Origin of the sequence: Bradyrhizobium sp. 141 (assembly GCF_023074055.1) — a bacterium.
In the GTDB taxonomy this organism is placed as follows: Bacteria; Pseudomonadota; Alphaproteobacteria; order Rhizobiales; family Xanthobacteraceae; genus Bradyrhizobium.
The window spans coordinates 58,977-81,566 of the sequence record NZ_JADPKR010000081.1 but is presented as its reverse complement, the minus strand read 5'-3'; the positions used below and the strand labels follow the sequence as shown (position 1 = coordinate 81,566).

25 protein-coding genes are annotated in these 22,590 nt (G+C 63.7%); 8 read left to right on the top strand and 17 right to left on the bottom strand.

The window, feature by feature from the left end; translation table 11 throughout:
- Window positions 1–18: 18 nt before the first annotated feature.
- From IVA81_RS22645 to tolQ, 3 genes are read right to left on the bottom strand one after another with little or no spacing between them, the layout of a single operon-like run.
- Window positions 19–978 (bottom strand): cell envelope integrity protein TolA, encoded by a 960-nt coding sequence (locus IVA81_RS22645; protein WP_247322007.1) that lies wholly within the window; start codon window positions 976–978, stop codon window positions 19–21.
- 3 nt (window positions 979–981) lie between these two features.
- On the bottom strand, window positions 982–1,431 hold the full coding sequence (tolR, locus tag IVA81_RS22640) for a protein TolR (RefSeq protein WP_246923690.1): 450 nt from the start codon (window positions 1,429–1,431) through the stop codon (window positions 982–984).
- A 43-nt stretch (window positions 1,432–1,474) separates the two neighbouring features.
- Window positions 1,475–2,191: a protein TolQ gene (gene tolQ, locus IVA81_RS22635; RefSeq protein WP_028138400.1), complete on the bottom strand. Its 717-nt coding sequence runs from the start codon at window positions 2,189–2,191 to the stop codon at window positions 1,475–1,477.
- 566 nt (window positions 2,192–2,757) lie between these two features.
- Between tolQ and IVA81_RS22630 the strand changes: the two genes are divergently transcribed.
- A complete protein-coding gene (locus IVA81_RS22630) occupies window positions 2,758–3,276 on the top strand; it encodes a DUF2231 domain-containing protein (protein ID WP_247322005.1) in 519 nt (172 codons plus the stop codon).
- Window positions 3,277–3,370: 94 nt separating this feature from the next.
- On the opposite strand, the gene IVA81_RS22625 is transcribed toward IVA81_RS22630, so the two are convergent.
- Window positions 3,371–4,138: a serine acetyltransferase gene (locus IVA81_RS22625; protein ID WP_247322001.1), complete on the bottom strand. Its 768-nt coding sequence runs from the start codon at window positions 4,136–4,138 to the stop codon at window positions 3,371–3,373.
- Between the two features lie 323 nt (window positions 4,139–4,461).
- Between IVA81_RS22625 and IVA81_RS22620 the strand changes: the two genes are divergently transcribed.
- Window positions 4,462–5,625 (top strand): acyl-CoA desaturase, encoded by a 1,164-nt coding sequence (locus IVA81_RS22620; RefSeq protein ID WP_247321999.1) that lies wholly within the window; start codon window positions 4,462–4,464, stop codon window positions 5,623–5,625.
- Between the two features lie 162 nt (window positions 5,626–5,787).
- Here the strand turns inward: IVA81_RS22620 and IVA81_RS22615 are convergent, their stop codons facing one another.
- The 6 genes from IVA81_RS22615 to IVA81_RS22590 form a co-directional block, all read right to left on the bottom strand.
- Entirely contained in the window at window positions 5,788–6,489 is a 702-nt protein-coding gene (locus tag IVA81_RS22615) for a peptidoglycan-binding domain-containing protein (RefSeq protein WP_247321998.1), read from the bottom strand.
- Between the two features lie 109 nt (window positions 6,490–6,598).
- Complete coding sequence (locus tag IVA81_RS40715) at window positions 6,599–7,492, bottom strand: peptidoglycan-binding protein (RefSeq protein WP_247321997.1); 894 nt, start codon at window positions 7,490–7,492, stop codon at window positions 6,599–6,601.
- Between the two features lie 313 nt (window positions 7,493–7,805).
- Window positions 7,806–8,291 (bottom strand): DUF2852 domain-containing protein, encoded by a 486-nt coding sequence (locus IVA81_RS22605; RefSeq protein ID WP_246923664.1) that lies wholly within the window; start codon window positions 8,289–8,291, stop codon window positions 7,806–7,808.
- Between the two features lie 121 nt (window positions 8,292–8,412).
- The gene (locus IVA81_RS22600) at window positions 8,413–9,153 is read right to left on the bottom strand and encodes a TetR/AcrR family transcriptional regulator (protein ID WP_247321996.1); all 741 of its coding nucleotides are present in this window, start codon (window positions 9,151–9,153) and stop codon (window positions 8,413–8,415) included.
- A gap of 131 nt (window positions 9,154–9,284) precedes the next feature.
- Window positions 9,285–9,650: a hypothetical protein gene (locus tag IVA81_RS22595; RefSeq protein ID WP_247321995.1), complete on the bottom strand. Its 366-nt coding sequence runs from the start codon at window positions 9,648–9,650 to the stop codon at window positions 9,285–9,287.
- A 58-nt stretch (window positions 9,651–9,708) separates the two neighbouring features.
- Window positions 9,709–10,113, bottom strand: coding sequence for a YciI family protein (locus IVA81_RS22590; protein ID WP_247321994.1), 405 nt, complete (start codon window positions 10,111–10,113; stop codon window positions 9,709–9,711).
- A 446-nt stretch (window positions 10,114–10,559) separates the two neighbouring features.
- On the opposite strand from IVA81_RS22590, the gene IVA81_RS22585 reads away from it, so the two are divergent.
- From IVA81_RS22585 to IVA81_RS22575, 3 genes are all read left to right on the top strand, one after another.
- Window positions 10,560–12,224 (top strand): PAS domain-containing methyl-accepting chemotaxis protein, encoded by a 1,665-nt coding sequence (locus IVA81_RS22585; RefSeq protein ID WP_247321992.1) that lies wholly within the window; start codon window positions 10,560–10,562, stop codon window positions 12,222–12,224.
- A gap of 257 nt (window positions 12,225–12,481) precedes the next feature.
- Window positions 12,482–13,270, top strand: a complete 789-nt coding sequence (locus IVA81_RS22580) for an SDR family oxidoreductase (RefSeq protein WP_247321991.1) — start codon at window positions 12,482–12,484, stop codon at window positions 13,268–13,270.
- 140 nt (window positions 13,271–13,410) lie between these two features.
- Window positions 13,411–13,845 (top strand): hypothetical protein, encoded by a 435-nt coding sequence (locus tag IVA81_RS22575; RefSeq protein ID WP_247321989.1) that lies wholly within the window; start codon window positions 13,411–13,413, stop codon window positions 13,843–13,845.
- 249 nt (window positions 13,846–14,094) lie between these two features.
- On the opposite strand, the gene IVA81_RS22570 is transcribed toward IVA81_RS22575, so the two are convergent.
- Window positions 14,095–14,316: a hypothetical protein gene (locus IVA81_RS22570; protein ID WP_247322345.1), complete on the bottom strand. Its 222-nt coding sequence runs from the start codon at window positions 14,314–14,316 to the stop codon at window positions 14,095–14,097.
- On the opposite strand from IVA81_RS22570, the gene IVA81_RS22565 reads away from it, so the two are divergent.
- Window positions 14,305–14,661 carry a hypothetical protein gene (locus IVA81_RS22565; RefSeq protein WP_247322325.1) on the top strand — a complete coding sequence of 119 codons (357 nt, stop codon included), beginning with the start codon at window positions 14,305–14,307 and terminating at the stop codon, window positions 14,659–14,661. The genes IVA81_RS22570 and IVA81_RS22565 overlap by 12 nt on opposite strands.
- Before the next feature lie 102 nt (window positions 14,662–14,763).
- Here IVA81_RS22565 and IVA81_RS22560 read toward each other — a convergent pair whose 3' ends face one another.
- From IVA81_RS22560 to IVA81_RS22545, 4 genes are all read right to left on the bottom strand, one after another.
- Window positions 14,764–15,177, bottom strand: a complete 414-nt coding sequence (locus tag IVA81_RS22560) for a VOC family protein (RefSeq protein WP_247321988.1) — start codon at window positions 15,175–15,177, stop codon at window positions 14,764–14,766.
- Between the two features lie 30 nt (window positions 15,178–15,207).
- Window positions 15,208–15,747 carry a K(+)-transporting ATPase subunit F gene (kdpF, locus tag IVA81_RS22555; RefSeq protein WP_247321986.1) on the bottom strand — a complete coding sequence of 180 codons (540 nt, stop codon included), beginning with the start codon at window positions 15,745–15,747 and terminating at the stop codon, window positions 15,208–15,210.
- Between the two features lie 234 nt (window positions 15,748–15,981).
- The gene (locus tag IVA81_RS22550; RefSeq protein WP_247321983.1) at window positions 15,982–17,274 is read right to left on the bottom strand and encodes an RNA polymerase sigma factor; all 1,293 of its coding nucleotides are present in this window, start codon (window positions 17,272–17,274) and stop codon (window positions 15,982–15,984) included.
- On the bottom strand, window positions 17,271–17,639 hold the full coding sequence (locus IVA81_RS22545) for a YciI family protein (RefSeq protein WP_247321982.1): 369 nt from the start codon (window positions 17,637–17,639) through the stop codon (window positions 17,271–17,273). The genes IVA81_RS22550 and IVA81_RS22545 overlap by 4 nt, the downstream gene beginning before the upstream one ends.
- 141 nt (window positions 17,640–17,780) lie before the next feature.
- Here IVA81_RS22545 and IVA81_RS22540 point away from each other — a divergent pair, with 141 nt between their 5' ends.
- The gene (locus tag IVA81_RS22540) at window positions 17,781–18,746 is read left to right on the top strand and encodes a glyoxylate/hydroxypyruvate reductase A (RefSeq protein WP_247321979.1); all 966 of its coding nucleotides are present in this window, start codon (window positions 17,781–17,783) and stop codon (window positions 18,744–18,746) included.
- A gap of 77 nt (window positions 18,747–18,823) precedes the next feature.
- Here IVA81_RS22540 and IVA81_RS22535 read toward each other — a convergent pair whose 3' ends face one another.
- Window positions 18,824–19,474: a TetR/AcrR family transcriptional regulator gene (locus IVA81_RS22535; protein WP_247321975.1), complete on the bottom strand. Its 651-nt coding sequence runs from the start codon at window positions 19,472–19,474 to the stop codon at window positions 18,824–18,826.
- A gap of 103 nt (window positions 19,475–19,577) precedes the next feature.
- Here IVA81_RS22535 and IVA81_RS22530 point away from each other — a divergent pair, with 103 nt between their 5' ends.
- Complete coding sequence (locus IVA81_RS22530; protein WP_247321973.1) at window positions 19,578–20,222, top strand: glutathione binding-like protein; 645 nt, start codon at window positions 19,578–19,580, stop codon at window positions 20,220–20,222.
- Between the two features lie 1,037 nt (window positions 20,223–21,259).
- On the opposite strand, the gene IVA81_RS22525 is transcribed toward IVA81_RS22530, so the two are convergent.
- The gene (locus IVA81_RS22525; RefSeq protein WP_247321971.1) at window positions 21,260–22,564 is read right to left on the bottom strand and encodes a TRAP transporter large permease subunit; all 1,305 of its coding nucleotides are present in this window, start codon (window positions 22,562–22,564) and stop codon (window positions 21,260–21,262) included.
- Window positions 22,565–22,590 lie beyond the last annotated feature (26 nt).

Here is a 22,590-nt window from a genome sequence, read left to right as displayed (position 1 = left end):
AATTCTTTTGTTCGGATGTCACAACATATCTTTCAGGCCGAAAGTCATGGGAATGAGCTTCCAGCTCTCGTACTGCTGCTTCGGCATGAACGAGTACACCTGACACTGCACGATGGCGCGCTTGGCGCTCTCCGCCACCGCTTGCGCGATCGACCGCGACGGTCCTCGCACCGCGACGACGATCGGCTCCGAGGCGAGCGATCCATCGATCTTCATGGGAATGTCGATGTCGGCCTCGTACTGATCGGCATCCTGGCCGTTATAGGTGGGCGTGAAGCAGCGCTTGACCGCGCCCTGGAATGCACCACGCCAGGTCGCGACGTTGTTGGCGGCAGTTCCCGTCGCCAATCCCAGCGCCGCCGACGCATTCAGAGCGGAGCCTGTGAGTTCGTGCCGGGTCGCGGCGCGCTTGTCGAGGTCGCGCTGAATCTGCGCGGGGTCGAAGGAGCGCTCCTTGGGCTTGGGCGGCTGCTGCGGCTGCACCGCCGCAACCTTTTGCTCCACCGGCTTCGGCGGCGGCTTCTTGGTGTCCAGCTTCTTCTGGAGTTCGGCGATCGGATCTTCCTTGGCCGCATCAGGCTTCTTTTCCTGCGGCTTCGGCTCTTCCTTTGGCTTCGCCTCGGCCACCGGCTTCGGCGGCTCGGGCTTCTTCTCGACCGGCTTCTCGACGGGTTTCGGCGGCGGCTCCGGCTGCGAGTTGGTCTTGATCAGCTCTTTCTTCTCGGTGACCTTGCCGACGGCGTCTTCCTCGGGCTTGGGCTCCGCGATCTTCTCGACCTTCGGCTTCGGCTTGTCCTTCTCCCCCGTCTTCTGCCCCGCCATCATCTTGGCGAGCTGATCGGTGGAGATGATGTCGACCGGGAGCGACTCTTCCGGTGCGACATAGGCTTTGCTGCTGAAGGTGACGAGCCCCCACCCCAGCACGAGGACATGGAGGGCAATCGACGCAACGAGTGTCTTGTCGACGTTCACCTTCACGGCTTACCCCTGATCCGCTTCCGTGACGAGGGCGAGCTTCTTGAATCCGGCGCCGGACAACAGGCCCATCACCTTGGCCACCGTGCCGTAATCCGCCTTCTTGTCGGCGCGCAGATAGATGCGCTCCTCGAGCCCGCCGCGCGCGTCCGTGATCGCCTTCAGCTTGGGCACCAGTTCGTTGATCGCGATCTCGGCGTCGTTGATGAAGACCTTGCCCTTGATGTCGACCGACATCTGGATCGGCTTCTGGTCGTTATTTTCGAGGCTCTTGGCCTGGGTCTGCGGCAGGTCGAGCGGCACGCCGACTGTCAGCATCGGCGCCGACACCATGAAGATGATGAGCAGCACCAGCATCACGTCGACCATCGGCGTGACGTTGATCTCGGCCACGACGGGCTTGCGCCGGCCTCGGCGCCCGCCGCCTCCGGACGAACTCGCAACGTTCATCGCCATGATCGAGTGCCCAAATTGCCCTTCACACTATACATGCCGCCCGTCAGCCCCGCTCGTCGATCTGACGCGACAGAATGGCGGAAAATTCATCGGCGAAGCCTTCGAGGCGCTGGGCCTGTCGGTTCACCTCGGACGTGAACTTATTGTAGAAGATAGTGGCAGGAATGGCGGCGATAAGGCCGACGGCAGTCGCAAACAGCGCCTCCGCGATGCCCGGCGCCACCACCGCCAGAGAGGTATTTTTCGACGCCGCAATCGACTGGAAGCTCGACATGATGCCCCAGACCGTGCCGAACAGGCCGACGAAGGGGCCTGCGGAGCCGACGGTGGCGAGCACCAGCAGGCGGCGTTCCAGCCGCTCGACCTCGCGCGCGATCGAGACGTTCATGACCTTATCGATGCGCATCTGGAGACCCGCGACCGAGCGGGCATGGCTCTCGAACGACCGCTTCCACTCGCGCATCGCCGCGACGAAACAGGCTGCCATGGAGTGCGTCGGCTTGGCCGAGAGCGTGCGATAGAGCTCCTCGATCGATTCGCCGGACCAGAACGCCTGCTCGAAACGGTCCATCGAGCGGCGGGTGCGGGCAAACAGGAAGATCTTGTCGATGGCGATCGCCCAGACCCAGACCGAGCAAGCCAGAAGCCCCAGCATCACCGCTTTCACGATCCAGTGAGCCTGCCAGAACAGCGCAATCAGCGACACGTCCGCGGAAGCGGCAACCGGAAGGGCTGACTGAGCCACGTCGGCCGGATTCATAAGCAGTATCCTCTCAAGGCGATCGTTACCCGATGTCCCGGCCAGCAAATGGCTGCCAGTTCCCCAATAGCCGCGCTAGAATCGGCGCAGCCGGCAAGCCCGCTCAAAGCCTTGTCTTTCTGGGGTGCAGGGGCTCGTCCAAAGCCGGCCGTCTGCATTCCCTGCCAAGATGTCAAAACTATGGGCCTCGACCCGAGTCCCTGACCGTGGCCCCGACTTCGGGCTTTGGGCGCGACTGTCCATCCATACCAGAGCCCGGCGTTGGTTAATGCGAGGTTACCAGGGGTGAATTAGGCTGCAGTAAAGGCAGGCGGCGCAGGCGGTTGAGGGGTGGCGACTAGGCCCGGTCCCGTGTCCCGGTTCTGCACCGCAACGCCTCTTGGCGTTGCGGTGCAGAACCGGGACCCAGAAGCCGCGGGCAGTGCGGGAGAGATGGGCCCCGGCTCCGCAACGCATCGCCGATGGCGCTGCGTTGCGTCCGGGGCACGAGTTTCAGCCCTGTCCCGGGAGGAACCACCCCTCCTCCGGAAAATTGTACCGAAAATCACTTCCCGCGAGGTCCTGCCATGACCATCAACCCCAAGACGACCGCCGCCATCGGCGATCACCCGCTTCACCCCATGATCATCCCATTCCCCGTCGCATTTCTGGTCGGCGCACCCATCGTCGATCTGGCCTTCATTGGAACCGGCGACAATTTCTGGGCCAGAGCCGCGATGTGGCTGATCGGCGCCGGCATCGTCATGGCGCTCGTTGCGGCCGCGGCCGGCTTTACGGACTTCTTGAGCGAGCCCCGCATCCGCCGCCTCAACGATGCCTGGTACCACATGGTCGGCAATCTCGCGGCGGTCGTGCTGGCCCTGATCAATTTCTACCTCCGTTACGCGCAAGGCGCGGAGACTGCGGTCAAGCCGTGGGGCCTGGCGCTGTCCCTGATCGTGGTCGGCATCCTCCTGTTCACGGGATGGAAGGGCTGGGAGATGGTCTACCGACATCACGTCGCGGTGCTGGATGCACCGGGCCAGACCAGCTCGGAGCCGGTCACGCCCCATCATGGCGGCGAAAGCCACCGCCGCGCCGCCTGAGGCAACGACGTGTCGCCGGGGGCAGACCTCGGCGAACATGACTTCGGTGTTGACCGGGCCGCCCCGCTGCATCTGCTCGTGAGGTGACGGCTCGTCAGGCCGCCGAAACGGGCTCGGGGCAGTTGGTCAATCGTGCAGGATTTCCGACCGCGGTGCAGCCACCGGGAACGTCGGAGGTCACCAGCGTGTCGGCGCCGATTCTGGCGAAATCGCCGATCCGGATATCGCCCAAAATGGTCGCTCCGGCGCCGATGAAGACGCCGCGGCCGATGCGCGGCGAGCGCGTCGGCAGCTCGTTGCCGCGGCCGATGCTGACATTCTGAAGGATCGTGACCTCGTCGCCGATCACGGCATTGGCGCCGATCACGATGCCCGTGGCGTGGTCGAGATAGACGGACGAGCCGATGCTGGCCGCCGGATGAATGCTGACCTGCAAGACGTTCGACGCCTCGTTCTGAAACAGCAGCGCTGCATCGCGATGATCGTGATGCCAGAGCCAGTTCGAGACGCGCCAGGCTTGCAGCGCGACATAGCCCTTGAAATGCAGCAGCGGCGCCAACAGGCCGGCGATGGCGGGATCGCTGCGCACGATGGCCTGCAAGTCGCGCCCGGACGCCTCGATCAATTCCGGCGAGTGGCGAAAGGCGTCGCGGGAAAAGGCGGTGAAACGCGTTTGCTCGGCGACGCTGCCGCCAAGCCTGCGCCCGATGAGATCGGCCAAAGCCGCCGCAAAGCCGTCATGGGCGAGGACGGCTTCGGCAAGCGACTTGCCGAAGACGGGATCGGATGCGACCGCACGCCGCGCCTCATCGCGTATCTTCTGCCAGAGGCGATCGTTCGTCGCGGTCTCAGCTGCCGTCATCGCCGCCTCCAGTGTTTTGGGACTTCCTTCACGCCTCAAATATAGCCCGTGGGCACCTCGCGCACCACGCCGCGAGCAGCACGGCGCTACCGGAGCACCGCGCCGCAGTTCCCCGTGAGGCTACGAGCTTGCGTGCCGGGCGTCCGCGACCATATAGTCAGTCGAGGCTTTCGGCCGACGCGGCTTTGGCCGGGGATATCCCAGGCAAAGCAGCTGGTTCAAACCCCCGCGGTGGTCCGCCATCCGCGGGTTTTTCGTACCCGGCGGCCCTCGATGCTGCCGCTGCAATCCCGGATTCCCGTTACCTAAGGTCACGCTGAAACATGTCGCCTAACGCGCCCGCCGACGATCACCACGACGACATCATGTACCCCTCCGCCGTGCCCTTCCTGTTGGTTCATCTCGGCTGCTTTGCGGCGATCTGGTCGGGCGTCACGTGGCAGGCCGTCGCGATCTGCATCTCGCTGTATGTCGTGCGGATGTTTGCGATCGGGGCGGGCTATCACCGCTACTTCTCGCATCGGGCGTTTGCAACCGGCCGGGTGTTTCAGTTCATCCTGGCCTGCCTTGCGCAAAGCACCGCGCAGAAGAGCGTGTTGTGGTGGGCGGCCAAGCACCGGCACCATCATCTACATTCCGATACCGAAAACGACGTGCATTCACCGCGTCACCGCGGCTTCCTGTACAGCCATCTCGGCTGGATTTTCGACCGGCAGCACGACGCGACCGACCTCGTGAAAGTCGGCGATCTGGCGGCCTATCCGGAGTTGGTATGGCTGCATCGGCTCGAGCTTCTACCGGCCTTTGTGCTGGCGGCGCTCTGCTTCCTGGTTGCGGGATGGTCGGGTCTGGTCGTCGGCTTCCTGTGGAGCACGGTGCTGGTCTATCATGCGACCTTCTGCATCAATTCGCTCGCCCATGTGCACGGACGCAAGCGCTACGTGACGGGCGATGATTCCCGCAACAACTGGCTGCTGGCGCTGCTCACCCTGGGTGAAGGCTGGCACAACAATCACCACGCCTACCAGAGCAGCGTGCGACAGGGCTTTCGCTGGTGGGAGATCGACATCACCTATTACGTCCTGAAAGTGCTGTCCTGGTTCGGAATCGTCTGGAGCATGAAGGCGCCGCCCGAGCAGGTGCTGCGCAACGAGCAGCCGCTCGGCGCCCGGGTCATCAACCGGGCAGCCCACCAGCTTGCCGGACGGTTCGATGCCCAGGCCCTGGCGCACGCGATCTCATCGGCACTGCACCGGGCCGACCCGGCCCAGCTGCAACTGCCGACGCTGCACGAGATCCTCAATCGCGCGCATGACGGCGTCGACGCGCTGACACACCTGCATCTGCCGAAGATCCCGACCCGCGAGGAGTTTCTCACTGAAGCCAAGGCGATCTTCGCGCGAACGCGATCGCTCAACGAGATCGTGGATCACGCCTACGAACACTTCCTCGCTTCGGTTCGCGCGCAGCTCGTGACAGTGCGCTGAACCCCACAGATCAAGCGACCTCCTGGACCCAAGAACAGCCGCGCCGGTCCCCGGAGCGCGATGCGATCAGGATGAATCGTCATCGCGCTTCAGGTTGTTGTTCGAGCATGATCTCCGCGCAAACGCGCTCCGCATTTGCTGCGCAGTTTTCCGGATCATGCTTTAGAGTTCGACCTTCAACCGTCTTGCCGTCTGCGGCCCTACCTGTCCGTCGACAATGAGTCCTTTGGTCGCCTGAAAGGCCGCCACCGCCGCCACCGTCAGGTCGTTGTATTCACCGTTGATCGGCCCCGGATTGAACCCCAGCTCTTTCAAGGCGCGTTGAATAGCTCGAACGACGGACGCCTTCATGTCCTGCTGCCCGAGCGCATACAGCTGGCTCGGCCCAGCCAGGTCGAGTTCTTCACCCGCGTCCCCATACGTAAAGTTTGGTAGAAAGACGCCCGTATCCCAATTCCGGCCCGACACCTTGCCGCGACGAACGCCATAGGCCGTGCCCATCGCCTCCACGGTGCCGCCCTCGCCGTCACACACGACGATGTGTCCCATCATGCCTGGTCCGGGCGGATAGCGAAGGAGAATGCCTCCCACCGTTGTAGCTGCCTGCCGCCACGGAACGCGTTTTCCAAGTTTCTGTGAATCGCTCTTCCAGGCCCCCGTGTAGGCCTCGACCGTTGCAGGATTGCCGTCGTCGTCGACACACCCGTACAGGGATCCGCCGACCTGATACACCAGCCAGGACATGAACTCCGCACAGTCCCATGGACCGTGCCAGTTCTTGTTGTTCTTCGGCACGCAGACGTTGACGTATTTCTCGCCAATGCGGGACTCAGCCAGCTTCAGCATCTTTTCGCCATCGGTCATGCTATTTTCCTTTTGCGCAATCAGACTCGCTAAAATTCGACCCTCAATATCGAGACATCCATCTTCGAAACTCCGGCGAAGCTCGCACGCAAAAGGCGACAAGCGCGCTCTAGGTGCGCTCCGAAGCCGTTCGGGCATTCAAGCGGAGATTCAACGCCGCCTGCGTGACCACGCCTGCATTTCCATCGACCGGTATCTTGGCGTGGCTTTGAAACCACTCGACCGCCTGCGCGGTGGCAGGACCATATCGTCCATCCACGACAAGCGCCGGCTCAGCCCCGAGATCGTTCAGGGCCTCCTGAAGCTCGCGCGTTTCATCAGACGCGGTTGCGGTTTTCCAGGCCACCTGGTTCGCGCCGCTCTTGCCTGTTACGCTCCACACGATCTCGAAGAGCTCGGTACGACCGCTCAGGCCGTTGTAGCCACCGTTGATGACCCGCGTGATCGTACGGATGTCGTTCCGATCCGCATAAGCGTTCAGGCCTCCCTCATTCCATTCGTGAAGGGCGGGAAGGAGAGCCGCTTCGGGTGCAACAATCAGATCCGGATTGCTGTAGAAGTCCACGCCTGCAAGTTTGCCCATGCGCAAGTAGTTGGCTCCGCCCGTCGTCTGCAACAGGCCACCGCCGCGATATTTGTAGCCGTCTCCGGGCTTGCTATTGCCGAGCTCCTTCGCCTTCTTTGGATTCCCCAATCCGTAGACGCGCTCGGCCAACGCGCGATCGTTGTTGAGATATTGATCGACCTCGTCGGGACGGATCGCCGCGCTGTGATGGCCGACGCCGAAAATCTCACGAAGACGCGCCGAGGTTTTGTATTTGAGGCTCTCGAACAGCACCGTGCCGCGGCCCGTCTCATACAGGGCCTGGGCGAGGAAGTGCGCGATGCGCAGCGGAGTATTGATCTTGAAGCGCTCGAAGATTTCGTCGCCGTCTTCAAAGGCCTTGAGATAATTGGGATAGCAGCGAGGGGCTACCTTCCGAACGATCGTTACGATCCGCACGAAAATACTCCCGAATATTCAGCCAAAATATCATCGAGTGAAACGTCGCGAGATTACGCAGAACACCCTCTGGTTGCAAGAGGAGATTCGGTTGCTGAATGGGCCGGACCAGACCTTCGGTTGTGTAGGAGCTTGACCTCGCCTGAGGATGGCGGCCGAAGTCCGACCGTGTCTCTTCTTCCGCGCGCGCGATATTGAAGCAGATGTCCCAAAGCAAACCGCCCGCCTGCGTGTTGTGCAGACGGGCGGCTCGGGGCCATCAGGACTTTGGGGGCATGCGCCTGAAGGCTTTGAGAGATGTCAGCCTTGAAGGTTAGCCCTGCTGCTGATCGGTCGGCGGCGGGGTCGGACGCGTCTTGTGCTGCGCCATGAACTGGTCGAACTCTTCCTTGTCCTTGGCGTGACGCAGACGGTCGAGGAAGTTCCTGAACTCGACCTGCTCCTCCTCGAGGCGCTGCAGCGTCTCAGAGCGGTATTCGTCGAAGGCACGGTTGCCGGAGGACGGCGGGCCGAAGCCAAAGCCGAAGCCACGGCGCTCCATGCGGCCGCGCATGCGATCCATCTTGTACTGCATCCGCTCCATCTTGTTCTGCCAGCGATCCTGGTGGCTCCAGCACGACATTCTTCTGCTCCCGAGTGTGAAAAAGAGAAGGGCAAGTCCGATCGGCCACCAGATGATGAAGCCGAGGATGGTCACGGCGATCCAGCCGGGATGCCAGGGCGTATCGAGCATGCGGGGGCGCTCGTAGTTCTGATCCGAAGGGCCGCGCCATCGATTGACATCAGCGGTGTAGGCCATTTCCCATCTCCATCACGGCATCTGCGCCGTTGTGAATGTAAATAACATTTACATAGCTAGACCATCCCGCGATTTTGTCAAGCCAGCCGCCTGACACGCCCGCGTGATTATTCGCGTAATTTTATTTCGGCTTGCCCCAGGGACCGCCGGGCGGCACGCCCGAACCGGAGGATGCCTCCGGTGGCACCGGCGGAGGCTCGGCGCTCTTGGCTGGCGGACGGCGATCGGTCGGGAAGCCGAGGCCACGCAGATAGATCAACACTTCGGCCTCTAACAGCTCATCCGGCGACATCGGCAATTTTCGTCGCGCGGCGTCCCCACGGGAGAATAGCGAGGCCACGCCGTGCGCCATCGACCAGATGTGCAGCGCCATCATCATCGCCGGCGGCCGCGGCGTGCCGGGCGGCGCCAGCGCCGCGAGCCGCTCGGCCGCAGCGCGCATAATGTTGAAAGCGCGCTCGCTCGCAGCCTGCAGTGCCGGATTGGCATCGACCGGCAGGCCGGACTCGAACATCGCGTTGTAAAAGGCGGGCTCCTCGCGGGCGAAAGCAAGATAGGCCCTGCCGACCCGCTCGAACGCAGTGACCGTATCGGGCCGCCCATCGTCCCAGGCCGCGGTGAGGCGCGCCTCGAACTGCTCGAAACCGCGCTGGGCGATCGAGGACAACAGCTCGTCGCGGTCGCGGAAATGCCGATAGGGCGCCGCCGCGCTGACGCCAGCCATGCGTGCGGCATCGGCGAAGGTGAAGCCGGCCGCGCCCTTCTCGGCGATCAGGCCGAGAGCGGCCTGCAACAGGGCCTCCTTCAGATTGCCGTGGTGATAGCCGCGCTCGGCGCGGCGTTGCTCCTTGCGCCAGCTCATGTGAACGATCTTTACATGAGCCGGGCGTGAAGGTCACTAGCGGGGAATCCGGCGTGATTAACCCCGTACTTCCACCGGGTGACGCCGGGCCGGAGCGACGGCATCGCGCCCGGGATTGGCCTCGTCTGCAGCTACATCTGCGGAATCGGCAGCACGGGCATGACCTCGATCGCCTCGCCCGGGAAGATCGCAAAATGCGGATGGTTCTCGAACAGTTTTGCAGCTTCCTCTTGCGAGGCGGCGCGCACCACCGTGAAGCCGGTCAGCGCATTGCTGATCTCGGTGATGCCGCTCGCGTCGATCCTGCGGGTCTTGCCGAGCGGGCCACCGATCTCGACGATGACGTCCTTGTGCTTCTCGACCCAGCCGTGCCAGGCGGCCATGCCCTCCTGTTCCCTCGCTTTCCGTTCGGCCTCGGGCAGCGCGCGCCAGGCCGCCATTTTCGACCCGCTCATGCTGCCCAGATAGACGGCGAGAAATTTGTGTTCGGTGCTCATCGGTGTTCTCCTTCTTGATCGATTGACGACAGCCTGCGAATTTTCGCGTCCGCTGTGGCTACTTCTTCAGATCGTCGAAGCCGGCGGCTGCGGCCTGCACGTCAGGCGGAAAGTCACTGATCTCCTGCACCTGCCGGATCTCGATGATTTCGTTCGGCGAGGCCGGGCACTGCTTGGCCCAGGCGATCGCCTCGGCGCGCGAGGCAACCTCGATCATCCAATACCCGCCCAGGACTTCCTTGGCCTCGGCGAATGGGCCGTCGGCGACAATGGGCTCACCGGTCGCAAACGAAACCCGTGCGCCCATCGATGGCGGATGCAGGCCATCGAGCGTGATCAACACGCCCGCGTCCTTCAGGGCCTCGTTGTAGCGCATCATCGCCGCGACACGCTCGGGATCGAGCTGAACGTCCGGCGGCGCGCTCTCGTAACCGAGCGGGATCATCAGCATCATGAATCGCATGGGTCGTGTCCTGGCGTCTGCGGTCGTTCCGGGATGCGCTGCAAGGCGCAGGTCCGCGCTCACCTTCAAGACGAACGACCCCTTACGTAACCGACACGCAGGCGAAAATTATTTGGGCGGCCGGCGCTGGCGGGGCTGGGGCAGGAAACGACCGTCCTCCGGGCAGCACCTGCCGCCGGCGAAGCGAACGCGCCGCTGCGGCAATACGATGCGAAAAATATTGCCACACGCGCTTCCGTACAAATACGGTCCTCCTATGAACGGCGCCGTGCTTATAAGCGGAGAACGCTTGCAACTTGAGAGACATGGCCGGCGCACATGCAACAGCGGACCCTGCCGGCGGGTTGCAGCGATTTACAAATGTTCAACTAGCCCGTGAAACTTTTCACCCAAGGGCAACAGTACGTTAGTCTTGCCGATTCACGTCAGAACATTGCGGGGCATACGTGTTCAATTTCCAGAGCAAGAAGGTCAGGCACGCCGTCGCTGAGGTCGAGGCACTCGATCAGTCGCAGGCCGTGATCGAATTCGGTCTCGACGGCACCATTCTCGACGCCAATGAGAACCTCCTGAAGATGAGCGGCTATACGCTGGCCGAGATCAAAGGCAAGCACCACAGCATCTTCGTCAGCCCGGCCGAGCGCGAGAGCGCCCGCTACCGCGATTTCTGGGCCAGCCTGAACCGCGGCGAATTTCAGACCACGCAGTACAAGCGTTTCGGCAAGGGCGGCAAGGAAGTCTGGGTCCACGCCTCCTACGCACCGCTGCGCGACGAGAACGGCAAGGTCGTCAGCTTCATCAAGTTCGCCACCGACATCACGGCGTACAAGATCAAGACCATGGAGGATTCCGGCAAGATCGCCGCGATCAACCGCGCGCAGGCCGTGATCGAGTTCAACATGGACGGCACCATCGTCACCGCCAACGAGAATTTCCTGAACGCGATGGGCTACTCGCTCGACGAGATCAAGGGCAAGCATCACAGCATGTTCGTGACGCCTGAGGATCGCGCGAGCGCGGCCTATGCCGCGTTCTGGGCCAAGCTGAACCGCGGCGAGTTCGAGGCCGCCGAATACAAACGGCTGGGCAAGGGCGGCAAGGAGATCTGGATCATCGCCACCTACAATCCGATCCTCGACGAGAACGGCAAGCCGTTCAAGGTCGTCAAGTTCGCCACCGACGTCACAGCGCAAAAGATGAAGGTGGCCGACAATGACGGACAGCTTGCCGCCATCCAGAAGTCACAGGCGGTGATCGAATTCAACATGGACGGCACGATCCGAACCGCCAACGAGAATTTTCTCAAGGCGATGGGCTATTCGCTGGCGGAGATCAAGGGCCAGCACCACTCCATGTTCGTCGAGCCAAATGAGAAAAATTCCCTAGCCTATCGCCAGTTCTGGGAGACCCTCAACCGCGGCGAATACCAGGCCGCCGAATACAAGCGGATCGCCAAGGGCGGCCGCGAGATCTGGATCCAGGCCTCCTACAACCCGATCTTCGATCTCAACGGCAAGCCGTACAAGGTGGTGAAATACGCCACCGACATCACCGCACAGGCCATCGGCCGCAAGAAGGCCGACAATGCGCGCGGGCTGATCGAGGCGGTCGCGGCCGGCAGCGAACAGATGAGCGCCTCGATCCGCGAGATCTCCGAGACCATGGCGAAATCGCGCGAGACCTCCAAGGTCGCCACGACGAGGGTCGAGGCGGCGGACGGCCAAGCTCAGAAGCTGGCGGCAGCGGCGCAAGCCATGAGCGGCATCGTCGAGATGATCTCGGGCATCACCAGCCAGATCAACCTGCTCGCGCTCAACGCCACGATCGAATCGGCGCGCGCGGGCGAAGCCGGCCGCGGCTTCGCGGTGGTCGCCTCCGAGGTGAAAGGCCTCGCAAACCAGGCCAAGCAGGCGACCGACACGATCACCTCCGAGATCGACGCGCTCAACGTCATCTCGGGCGACGTCGCCAGCTCGCTCACCGCCATCAAGGCCGCGATTGCCGGCGTCAACGAGTTCATCGCCTCCACGGCCGCCGCAGTCGAGGAGCAGAGCATCGTGACATCGGATATGTCGGCCAATATGCAACGCGCGTCGGCGGAATTGGCTTAGACTCCTTTCTCCTCCCCGTCATCCTGAGGCGCTTGCCGTGCAAAGCACGGCGAGCCTCGAAGGATGAATCGGCCCCGATGCAGCCGGGCCGTCGCCCTTCGAGGGCCGCTGAAGAAGCGGCCGCCTTCAGGGGGACGGATTTGGCCATTTTTTTGCCAGCTGTACGCATCCCTCGCCTGCCTCTTCCTCCCTCGGACAAAACCGCAGTAAAAGGACCCCGCACTCCCGCCCGTAAACTTGCCGAGGACAAATTTCCCATGCCCGCTCACCCGCAAAAAGTTGCCCTCGTCACCGGAGCCGCGCGCGGCATCGGGCTTGCGACCGCGAAGAAGTTTTTCGCCGAGGGGTGGCGCGTGGCGCTGCTCGATATCGAGGGCGAGTTGCTCGACCGGGCGGTCGCCGAAATCGACCAAAGCGAGGCGACGCTGGCGCTGACCTGCGACGTTTCCGACGCAGCCGCAGTGAACGCTGCGATGACGGCGATCGAGCGCCGATTCGGTCGGCTCGATGCGCTGGTCAACAATGCCGGCATTGCGGTGTTCGCGCCGCTGATGGAGACGTCGGAGGCCGATTGGCGGCGTGTGCTCGAGGTCAACCTCACCGGCCCGTTCCTCTGCACCAAGGCGGCCGTGCCCTTGATGCGCGAGGCCAATGGCAGCGCTATCGTCAACATCACCTCGATCTCGGCGGTGCGCGCCTCGACGCTGCGCTCGGCCTACGGCACCAGCAAGGCAGGCCTCGCGCACCTGACCAAGCAGCTCGCAGTCGAGCTCGCCTCGCTCGGCATCCGCGTCAATGCGGTCGCGCCGGGGCCGGTCGACACGGCGATGGCGAAGCAGGTGCACACCAAGGAGATCCGCGCCGATTATCACGACGCGATTCCGCTCAACCGCTACGGCCTGGAGGAGGAGCTTGCGGAAGCGATCTACTTCCTGTGCTCGGCAAGCGCGAGCTACATCACCGGACAAATTTTGGCCGTCGATGGCGGTTTCGATGCGGCAGGCATCGGCCTGCCGACGCTGCGCGGTCAACGCCGCAACGGGTAGAACATGTAGGGTGGGTCACGAATTATAGGGTGGGCAAAGCCGCGCGAGCGCGGTGCCCACCATTTCTCCGGATTTGCGGTGACGATGGTGGGCACGCTGCGCTTTGCCCACCCTACGAAACCGAGCTTGTGGAGTGCTCCATGCGACACGCTTTCGTCAAAGGCCTGATGCTTGCAGTCGCACTGCTGGCCATCACGCCCGCTGCCGCCGAAATCCGCATCATCCAGTCTCCGGGCGGGCAGGTCGGGCCGTTCCTCGATCTGTTCGAGAAGGTGCGCGAGAGCGGAGAGCGCGTGGTGATCGACGGCCCTTGCCTGTCTGCCTGCACGTTGGTGCTGAGCATCGTGCCGGGCGAGCGCATCTGCGTCACCAAGCGCGCCGTGCTCGGCTTCCATGCGGCACGTTCAGTGGACCGGCGCGGGCGCTTCTATGCCGAGCCCCAGGCATCCGAGGCAGTGCTTGCCGCCTATCCCGGCGCGGTGCGCGACTGGATCAGCCGCCACGGCGGCCTGAGCTCCCGGCTACTACTGTTGAAGGGGCGCGATCTCGCCGCAATCTATCCGCGTTGCCGGTGACGACTTCGCGATCACGCGCGATAGCCGCCGGTGACGATCATCGATCGGAACCGCTGCACAATTCAGCCAGGGAACTGCCGTCTAGAAAAAGACCTGGACGACCGGCGCAAGCTTCACGCTGGCGCAGATGAGCATTCCCCAAAGAGCAAAGTTGATTTGTAGCGCCGCCGCCATCGGTCGCTCCCTTCCAAGACGTCCATCCCAGTTTGTACTTATTGTGAAATAGAACTAGCGATTTTGACGCGGAGTTCACAGCCTAATATTACGCCAGTTGTTGTGCGATGCGATCCGCATCATTTCACGAAGCGGCCTCACTGCGCTCGCAAAGTGATGCGAGAGCAAGTTGCCATATTCAGCCGTGCGGGCCACGCCGTTTCCCTTGAGTTCCATTTCAACCGACGCGACGCAAACCTTCTCACGCGCTTTTTGCGCGCGGCGTACCGCGCCCAGGGGTCCGGCATGATTCGACACGGCTTCGTCTTGCTCACTTTTTGCGCAGCGCTCATGGGATGCGCAGTCGCGCAGGAGCGTCGTCCGATCGCATGGGACGGTCTCGGCCGAGACCCCAACATAGCGCCGAAGCGCCCGCACGTCACAAAGCAGCGCGTGACGAATCAGGCAGCTGCGACAAGCGATCCCAATCAGGACCGGGAGAGAGTGCTCGGCACCTTGCGGCCATACTCCGAGGCCTGGTGGGCGGTGCATGACGAGATCGAAGCGGAGAACGACAAGCAGCTCGGCACCAAGCTCGTGATCTGCCCCAGCTGCGTTCAGTCGCCGCAGCAAGGCGAAGACGTGACCGGATCGCTCCGCTGAGCGAGCTCACGATTGATCCGGACTTGACGCGTTGAATCCCCTCTCCCGCAAAATGGAGAGAGGGGACTGCGACTCGTTAGATCATGCAGGCGGTCGCGACCGTCACATTCCTTCCGCCGGGCAGTTCACCATCCAGGGAATGCCGAACTTGTCGACGCACATGCCAAAGCCCTTGGCCCAGAACGTCTTGCTGAACGGCATGTTGACGGCGCCGCCGTCGGCGAGCGCGTTGAACTTGCGCTCGCCATCCGCGGGATCCCTAACCGTGAGCGAGATCGCAAAGCCCTGCGGCTTGTGAAAATGCTCAGGCGGGGAATCGGAAGCCATCAGCACGCTGCCGTCGGGCAGTGACATCCGCGCGTGCATGATCATCTTTTCGCGCCCTGGCGTGGCGGGCACCTCCGGCGGTGCGTCCGAGGCGCGCATCATCGCATCGATCTTGCCGCCGAGAACCTTGGCGTAATAGTTGAACGCTGCTTCGCAATTGTCCTGATAGAACAGATAGGGATTGAGCATCGTTTCTCTCCTTTTCGTTGGTCGTGAGGCTTATTGCTTCTCGGTGAGGTTCTTCAGGCTGGCGAGGCCGGCCTCGAAATCCTTGCCGATCATGCTGTCCATGTTGATGAACACCTGCATCACTTTGGACAGGAACGGGGCCGGACCATACATTGCCCATGTGACCAGTGTGGCATCGCCTTGCGGCACAAAGGTGAACTCGGCGGTGTTGTGGCCCTCGAACGGCCGTTCGAAATCGAGCTTGATCCGAAGCTTCGAGGGTCCGCTCGCCTCCAGGATCTCCATCTGGCCGGCGCCGACGTTGTTGTTGCCGTCCCAGGCATAGGTCGCGCCCTTGCCTTCCGCGGTTCCGCCGAAGGTCCGCTTCATGGCGGGATCGCGATTCTCGTAGGGCGACCAGGCGGTCCAGCGGTGGAAATCGGCGACCAGGGGATAGATCGCGTCAGTCGGCGCCCTCACGGCGAGGCTGCGCTCGACGCGGAATGTGTCGGGTTTCGTCAGGGCAAAGACGAGAACACCGGCTAGGCCGACGGCGAGCACGACGGCGATGATGGCAATGGCTTTCAGCATGAGGGGCTCCGTGGATACGGGCTTAGGACGAAGGAGGAGCGGTGGGGCCGACAAAGTCGGAAACAGATTTTTTGGCACAGCCTCACGCCACGTCATGGCCGGGCTTGTCCCGGCCATCCACGTCCTAGCCAAGAAAGTGAGAGAACGTGGATATCCGGGCCTTCGCCTCGCCGAAGCGGCTTCGGCCGCGCAGGCGGGACAAGCCCGGGCATGACGATGTGGAGGCAAATGGGCCTAGGTCGCCTTCGCGCCCTGCCGGATGTCCCCCTTCGGCTGGCTGTCCCGGATCAGGCGATCGAGATGCATGCGGATGTGGGCGGCCTCTGCGGACGTGTTGGCGAGGGCGATGGCGCGATCGAACGCGACGCGCGCCTCGTCGTTGCGGCCGAGCTGCATCAGGAAGGCGCCGCGCACGCCGTAGAAATGGAAGTAGTTGGCGAGCTTCGGCGCCAAGGGCTCGATCAATTCGAGCGCGGCTTGCGGCCCCCGCACCTTGGAGACCGCGACCGCGCGGTTAAGCGTCACCACGGGAGACGGCTGCACAAGCTCAAGCGCGCCGTAGAGCAGGTCGATCTGCGCCCAGTCGGTCTCTTCCGGCGTCGACGCGCGGGCATGCAGCGCGGCGATTGCGGCCTGGATCTGATAGGGCCCGCTGCGGCGGTGGCGCATCGCCTTGTCGATCAGCGCCAGCCCTTCCGCGATCATGGTGCCGTTCCACAGCGAACGGTCCTGGTCGTCCAGCAGGATCAGCGAGCCATCCGCGGCAAAGCGCGCGGCACTGCGCGCGTGCTGCAGCAAGATGAGCGCCGTGAGGCCCATGATCTCCGGCTCGCTCGGAAACAGCCTGAGCAGCAAACGCCCCAGCCGGATCGCCTCCTCGCAGAGCGGCTTGCGGATCTCGGCGGTGTCGCCGCTCGCCGAATAGCCCTCGTTGAAGATCAGATAAATCATCGCCGCGACACCGGCGAGCCGCTCGGAGCGCTCGACCGCGCCGGGCGCTTCAAACGGCGTCCCCGCCTCCGCGACCTTCGCCTTGGCGCGGGTGATACGCTGCTCCATCGCCGCGTCCGAGACCAGGAAGGCGCGCGCGATCTGCTTCACGGTAAGGCCCGAGACGATGCGCAGCGCCAGCGCGATCTGCTGCGTCGCCGGCAATTGCGGATGGCAGCAGATGAACATGAGCCGCAAGATGTCGTCGCGGTAGTGCGACCCGTCCAGCCGCTCGGCCAGCGCGCCCTCGGCGTCGTCGAGATCGGAGATCGCCTGGTCGTCCTCCGGCAGCGGCTGCTGCTTGCGGGTCCGGCGGACCTCGTCGATGGCGGCATTGCGGCCGACCATGATCAGCCAGGCCGCAGGATCGCGCGGCGGCCCGTTCTGCGGCCAGGTCTTGAGTGCGCGCAGCGACGCGTTCTGGAACGCCTCCTCGGCGGTGTCGAGATCGCGGAAATAACGCAGCAGCGCGCCGACCGCCTGGGGTCGCGCCGAGGTCAGCGCGGTTTCGATCCAGGCGGTGTCGGCCTCGCTCACGTCAGGTTTCCTCCGGGCCGGAACACGCCGACGGGACGCACTTCATAGGCGCCGCCGGGATTGGCCGCGCCGAGGTCGCGAGCGACGTCGAGCGCCTCGTCGAGATTCCGGCAGTCGACGATGTAGAAGCCGAGCAGCTGCTCTTTGGTTTCGGCATAGGGGCCGTCCAGCACCAGCGGCGGGTCTTCCTTGCGCAAGGTCGCCGCCGCCGTGGTCGGCAGCAGCCGCGCGACCGGCCCTAGCCGGCCCTGCTGCGTGAGCTTCTCCTGCACCGCGGCGAGCTTCTTCATCACGGCCTCGTCCTGCTCCTTGCTCCAGGAGCCGACGAAGTCCTCATCGTGATAGCAAAGGATGGCATAGAGCATGGTCGACATTTTCCTCGTCTGTGCTGAAGACGCGCCAATATGCCTCGCCCCGACAGGGCTGCGGAAAGAATTTGCAGGAAAAAACCGTTGGATCGTGCCAAGGAGGGCGCTTCTTCAGCGGAACCCGACGAGGCACTTCGAATGACCATGGGCACACTGGCCGTCCTGATCAACAGCACGCAGCAGAACTGGCTGCCGGAGCGCTGGAAGGCCCGCTTCGACGCGGTCTGCGGCGGCCGCCGCGTGGTGCTGCTGCCGGATTCCGGGCTCGATCCTGCCGAGGTGCACTATGCCACGGTGTGGAAGCCGGTGCCGGGCGATCTCGCCGCCTTCCCCAATCTGCGGGCGATCTTCAATCTCGGCGCCGGCGTGGACGCGTTGATGGCGGACAGGAGCCTGCCCGATGTGCCGCTGGTGCGCGTCGCCGTGCCCGACCTGACCAACCGCATGACCGAATATGTCGTGCTGCATGTGCTGATGCATCATCGTCAGGAGCTTTATCTCAGGCAGTCGCAGCGCGAGAAGCGTTGGGAGCCGAAATATCAGTGGCCGGCCGGCGCGGTCACGGTGGGTGTCATGGGGTTGGGAACGCTCGGCGCCGACGCGGCCGACGTGCTGCGGCGGCTCGGCTTCCGGGTCGCGGGCTGGAGCCGCAGCCCCCGCGCGATCGATGGTGTCGAATGCTTCCATGGCACGGACGGAATGGACGCCTTCCTGCGCAAGACCGACATCCTCGTCAGCCTGTTGCCGCTGACGCCCGACACACATGGCATTCTCAACCGCGACGTCTTCACAAAGCTCAACCGCAACGGCCCGCTCGGCGCGCCGGTGCTGATCAATGCCGGCCGCGGCGGCCTTCAGAACGAAGCCGACATCCTGGCCTGCCTCGACGACGGCACGCTGGGCGCCGCCTCGCTAGACGTCTTCGTGCAGGAGCCGCAGCCGGCGGACAGCCGGTTCTGGACCCATCCCAGGGTGGTGCTGACGCCGCACAATGCCGCCGACACCGACGCGGACGCGATCTCGGCCTATGTCGCCGAGCAGATCGCGCGGTTCGAGGCCGGCGGTGCGTTGGAGAACGTGGTGGATCGGGCGCGGGGGTATTAGGCTTCGGGATTTTCGCGAAGGCTGGTGCCTCATATTCGGTGTAGTCCCGTTGTCCGACCGTTGTCCGGAACGACAGCTCAGCTGCCGGCCCCCACCATCACATCGATCGCACCCTTCACGATGGCTTCGAGATCCTTTCGCGCCACGCGCGCGCGCGAGCGGATGGCGATGGTGTGGATGGTGGCTGATGCGATCTGTGCCAGCGCGACCGGATCGGCGCTCTCCGGCAACTCGCCCTTCTCCCTGGCGCGGCGGAAGCAGTTCGCAAAGGCCTTGTCGAGCTCGGTGAGCCCGTCAAGCACCATGGCGCGGATCTCGGGATCACCGACGGCTTCCGACGCCGCCGTCACCACTGTGAAGCAGCCACGCGGGCCGGTCTCGCCGGACAGATAGATATTCAGCGCGGAGGCGAAAATGCGTTCCAACCGCTGGCGCAGCGGCATCTCCTCGCGAAAGATCATAGCCAAGGAGGCCCCCGCTTCCTCGCGGTAGCGCTGATAGCTCTTGATGTAGAGCTCGCGCTTGTCGCCGAAGGCGCCATAGAGGCTCGGGCGATTCATGCCGGTGGCCTCGCTGAGATCGTCAAGCGAAGTCGCGGCAAAGCCCTGCCTGCGGAACAGGTCGAGCGCCTTGCCGAGTGCGACTTCGGGCTCGTAGGCGCGCGGGCGGCCGCGGCGCTTGGGCTGTTCGGGCGGCATAGCTGGCGGCCCCTTCGATTTTTGTACCATTTCGCAAATAATCCTTGACCAACCCTATATTATGCAAGATAGTACAAAAATCAATCTGGCCAGGTTGAGCGAAGACTCAAGAAGTGCCCCAAGGAGGCTACAGATGGATCTCTTTTTCTCGCCCCTCGCCTGTTCGATGGCAACACGCGTCGCGCTGTACGAAGCCGGCGCCGAGGCGAACTATCTCGAGGTCGACCCGCCGACCAAGACAGTGCTGAGCGACGGCTCCGACTTCCGCGCCGTCAATCCAATTGGCCTCGTGCCGACGCTGCGCACCGACGAGGGCGTGGTTCTGACCGAGAACGCAGCGATCCTGCAATATATCGCGGACCGTTTCCCGCAATCCGGGCTCGGCGCTACCCAGGGCATCGAGCGAACGCGCCTGCATCAATGGCTGTGCTTCATCGGCACCGAGCTGCACAAGGGCCTGTTCATTCCCCTGCTCGACCGCAAGGCGCCGCAGGAAGCCAAGGCCTATGCACTGGAGAAGAATCTGTCGCGGCTCGACTATCTCGACAATTACCTGAAGGGGCGCGACTTCCTGCTCGACCATTTCAGCGTGGCCGACGCCTATCTCGCCACGGTCATCAACTGGACCATGGCGACTCCGCCGATCGAGCTTGCGAAATGGCCGAACGTGAAGGCGTATTATGAACGCATGCGCCAGCGGCCCTCTTTTGCCAAGGCGATTGCAGAAGAGTTCGAGTTGTACAAGGCCGAGCAGGCACGGAAGAAGGCGGCGGCATAGTTCGGATTGAACGCCGCATCGCTCGTCCTCGATCATCACGTCGTCCTTGCCGACGGGGCGGGGACGACGATGGCCATAGCGCGCGTCTCTCGTGTCCCGGACGCGCTGCAGCGTTCTTACGCTGCTGCGCAGAGCCGGGACCCAGAAGGCTGCGCATTCGGCTGATGCATGGGCCCCGGCTCTGCAGCGCACCACGCCGCGAAGACGCGGCGCGTTGCGCTGCGTCCGGGCACGAGACCGCTGTTGGCGATAGACATGGCGGCTCATCCTCGCGGCGTGTTTCGCCCGAGCTTTGCTGTCTTCTTCCGCCCCTAACTGAAGCAAGGGCGCAGGGAAGGCCGGGCGCCGGCTGGCACCCGAAGTCCCGCGTGTGCTGAAGAAGCGCGCACGGGGTGGACAACAGGTGATGCCGGTCGCCCGGCCTTCCCTGCGTGATGGTTTTCACGGTGTCCTTCGTGCTCTCCTCGGGGAGCGATGCACTATTGCCCCCGTCGCCCTGCGGCTTACGATGTGCGCGCCGGTTGGCCGCCACATCACCGCAGGACTTGACGCACAGACCCCGGGCGTCAGGACCACACGACTTCTCCGTCCGCGCACATCCCCGCTGGGTCCTCCACGGCTGGCGTGCGCTCACCGTCGAGGCCATTCGAAGACGCTGTCAGCACCGTGTCGTATCGCGCCTGTCACTGCTCACGGGTTTCCCCGCCCTGCAATCCACATCGCACGCCGACGCCGTCGCGGCCACCGCATCCCAGCCCGCGTCCCGTGACGATCGCGAAACGCCCCTTGTGGCGGGCGGGATGTCAGGCTTGTACGGTAAAACCGAACTTCTGTAAATTCGAATATTTTCGCTTAGGGCTATCGACCCAGCGCTGGCGTGTTTTGCCCGTCGGGCAACACACGGGATGGTAGGTGGGAGGGACCAACTCCGGGCAGGGTCATCGCGTATGACGTTTCGGCGGCACCCGTGTGCGCGCCTCGCCCTTCGAGACGACCGCTGCGCTGTCTCCTCACCTCAAATGCGATTGCCCTGCAATTTACCCGTACAGCACCCGCGGCAGTACCGTGACGATGCCCGGCCACAGCGTCAGCAGCAGCACGAAACCGATCATGATCACCAGATACGGCAACGTGACGCGCGCGATGTAGCCGAGACCATCTTCGGTGAGGCCCTGGATCACGAACAGGTTGAAGCCGACCGGCGGGGTGATCTGCGCCATCTCGACGGCGAGCACCAGGAAGATGCCGAACCAGATCTCGTCGAAGCCGGCCCCCTTCACGATCGGCAGCACGATCGGCAGCGTCATCACGATCATCGAGAAGCCGTCGAGGAAGCAACCGAGGATCAGGTAGAAGATGATCAGAACCACGATCAGCATGAAGGGTGACAGGCCGAGCCCCTTGACGAAGGCGGCCACCGCCTGCGGGATGCCGAGGAAGGCGGCGGCGTTGCCGAGGATCGAGGCGCCAAGCACGATCAGCGCGATCATCGAGCACGTCACCACCGAGCCGATCAGCACGTCGCGCATCACCTGCTGCGACATCGATCCCTGCGCCCAGGCGACCAGCGCGGCACCGAGCACGCCGACGGCGGCGGCCTCGGACGGCGTGGCGAGCCCGCCATACATCGAGCCGAGCACGCAGGCGATCAGGAACAGCGCCGGCGCGAGATCCTTCAACGCGGCGAAGCGCTCGCCCCACGGCACCTGCGAGAGCTTGGCTTCCATGTCGGGCACCATCGCGGGCTTGAGCGTGGTGTGCAGCATCACCCATCCCATGAAGGTGGCGGCGAGCAGCAGGCCGGGCAGCACGCCGGCCGTGAACAGTTTCAAGATCGAGACGTCGCCGAGCACGCCGTAGATGATCATGATGTTGGAGGGCGGGATCAGGAAGCCGAGCGTACCGGCGCCGGCGAGCGAGCCGATCGCGATGTCGCGGGAATAGCCGCGACGCAAGAGCTCGTTGAGCGACATGCGGCCGATCACCTGCGTCGTCGCCGCCGACGAGCCCGAGATCGCCGCGAAGATGGTGCAGCCGATCACGTTCACATGCAGCAGCCGGCCGGGCAGAAGACCGGCCCAGGGCGCGAGGCCCTGAAACAGCGAGCGGGACAGGCGGGTGCGGAACAGCAGCTCACCCATCAGGATGAATAGCGGAAGCGCCAGCAGCTCCTGCGTGGTCAGGATATTCCAGGCGTATTGCGGCAATAGCTTGTCGAGTGGGATCGAGCGGAACATCGCGAGGAGAAGCGTCGCGGTGAGCGCAAGCGTGAGGCCGATCCACACGCCGCAGGCCAGCAGCGCAAACAGGATCGCGAACAGAGCTACGACTTCGATGGTCATGCGGTCCTGAGTCCTGGAGCGAGCGA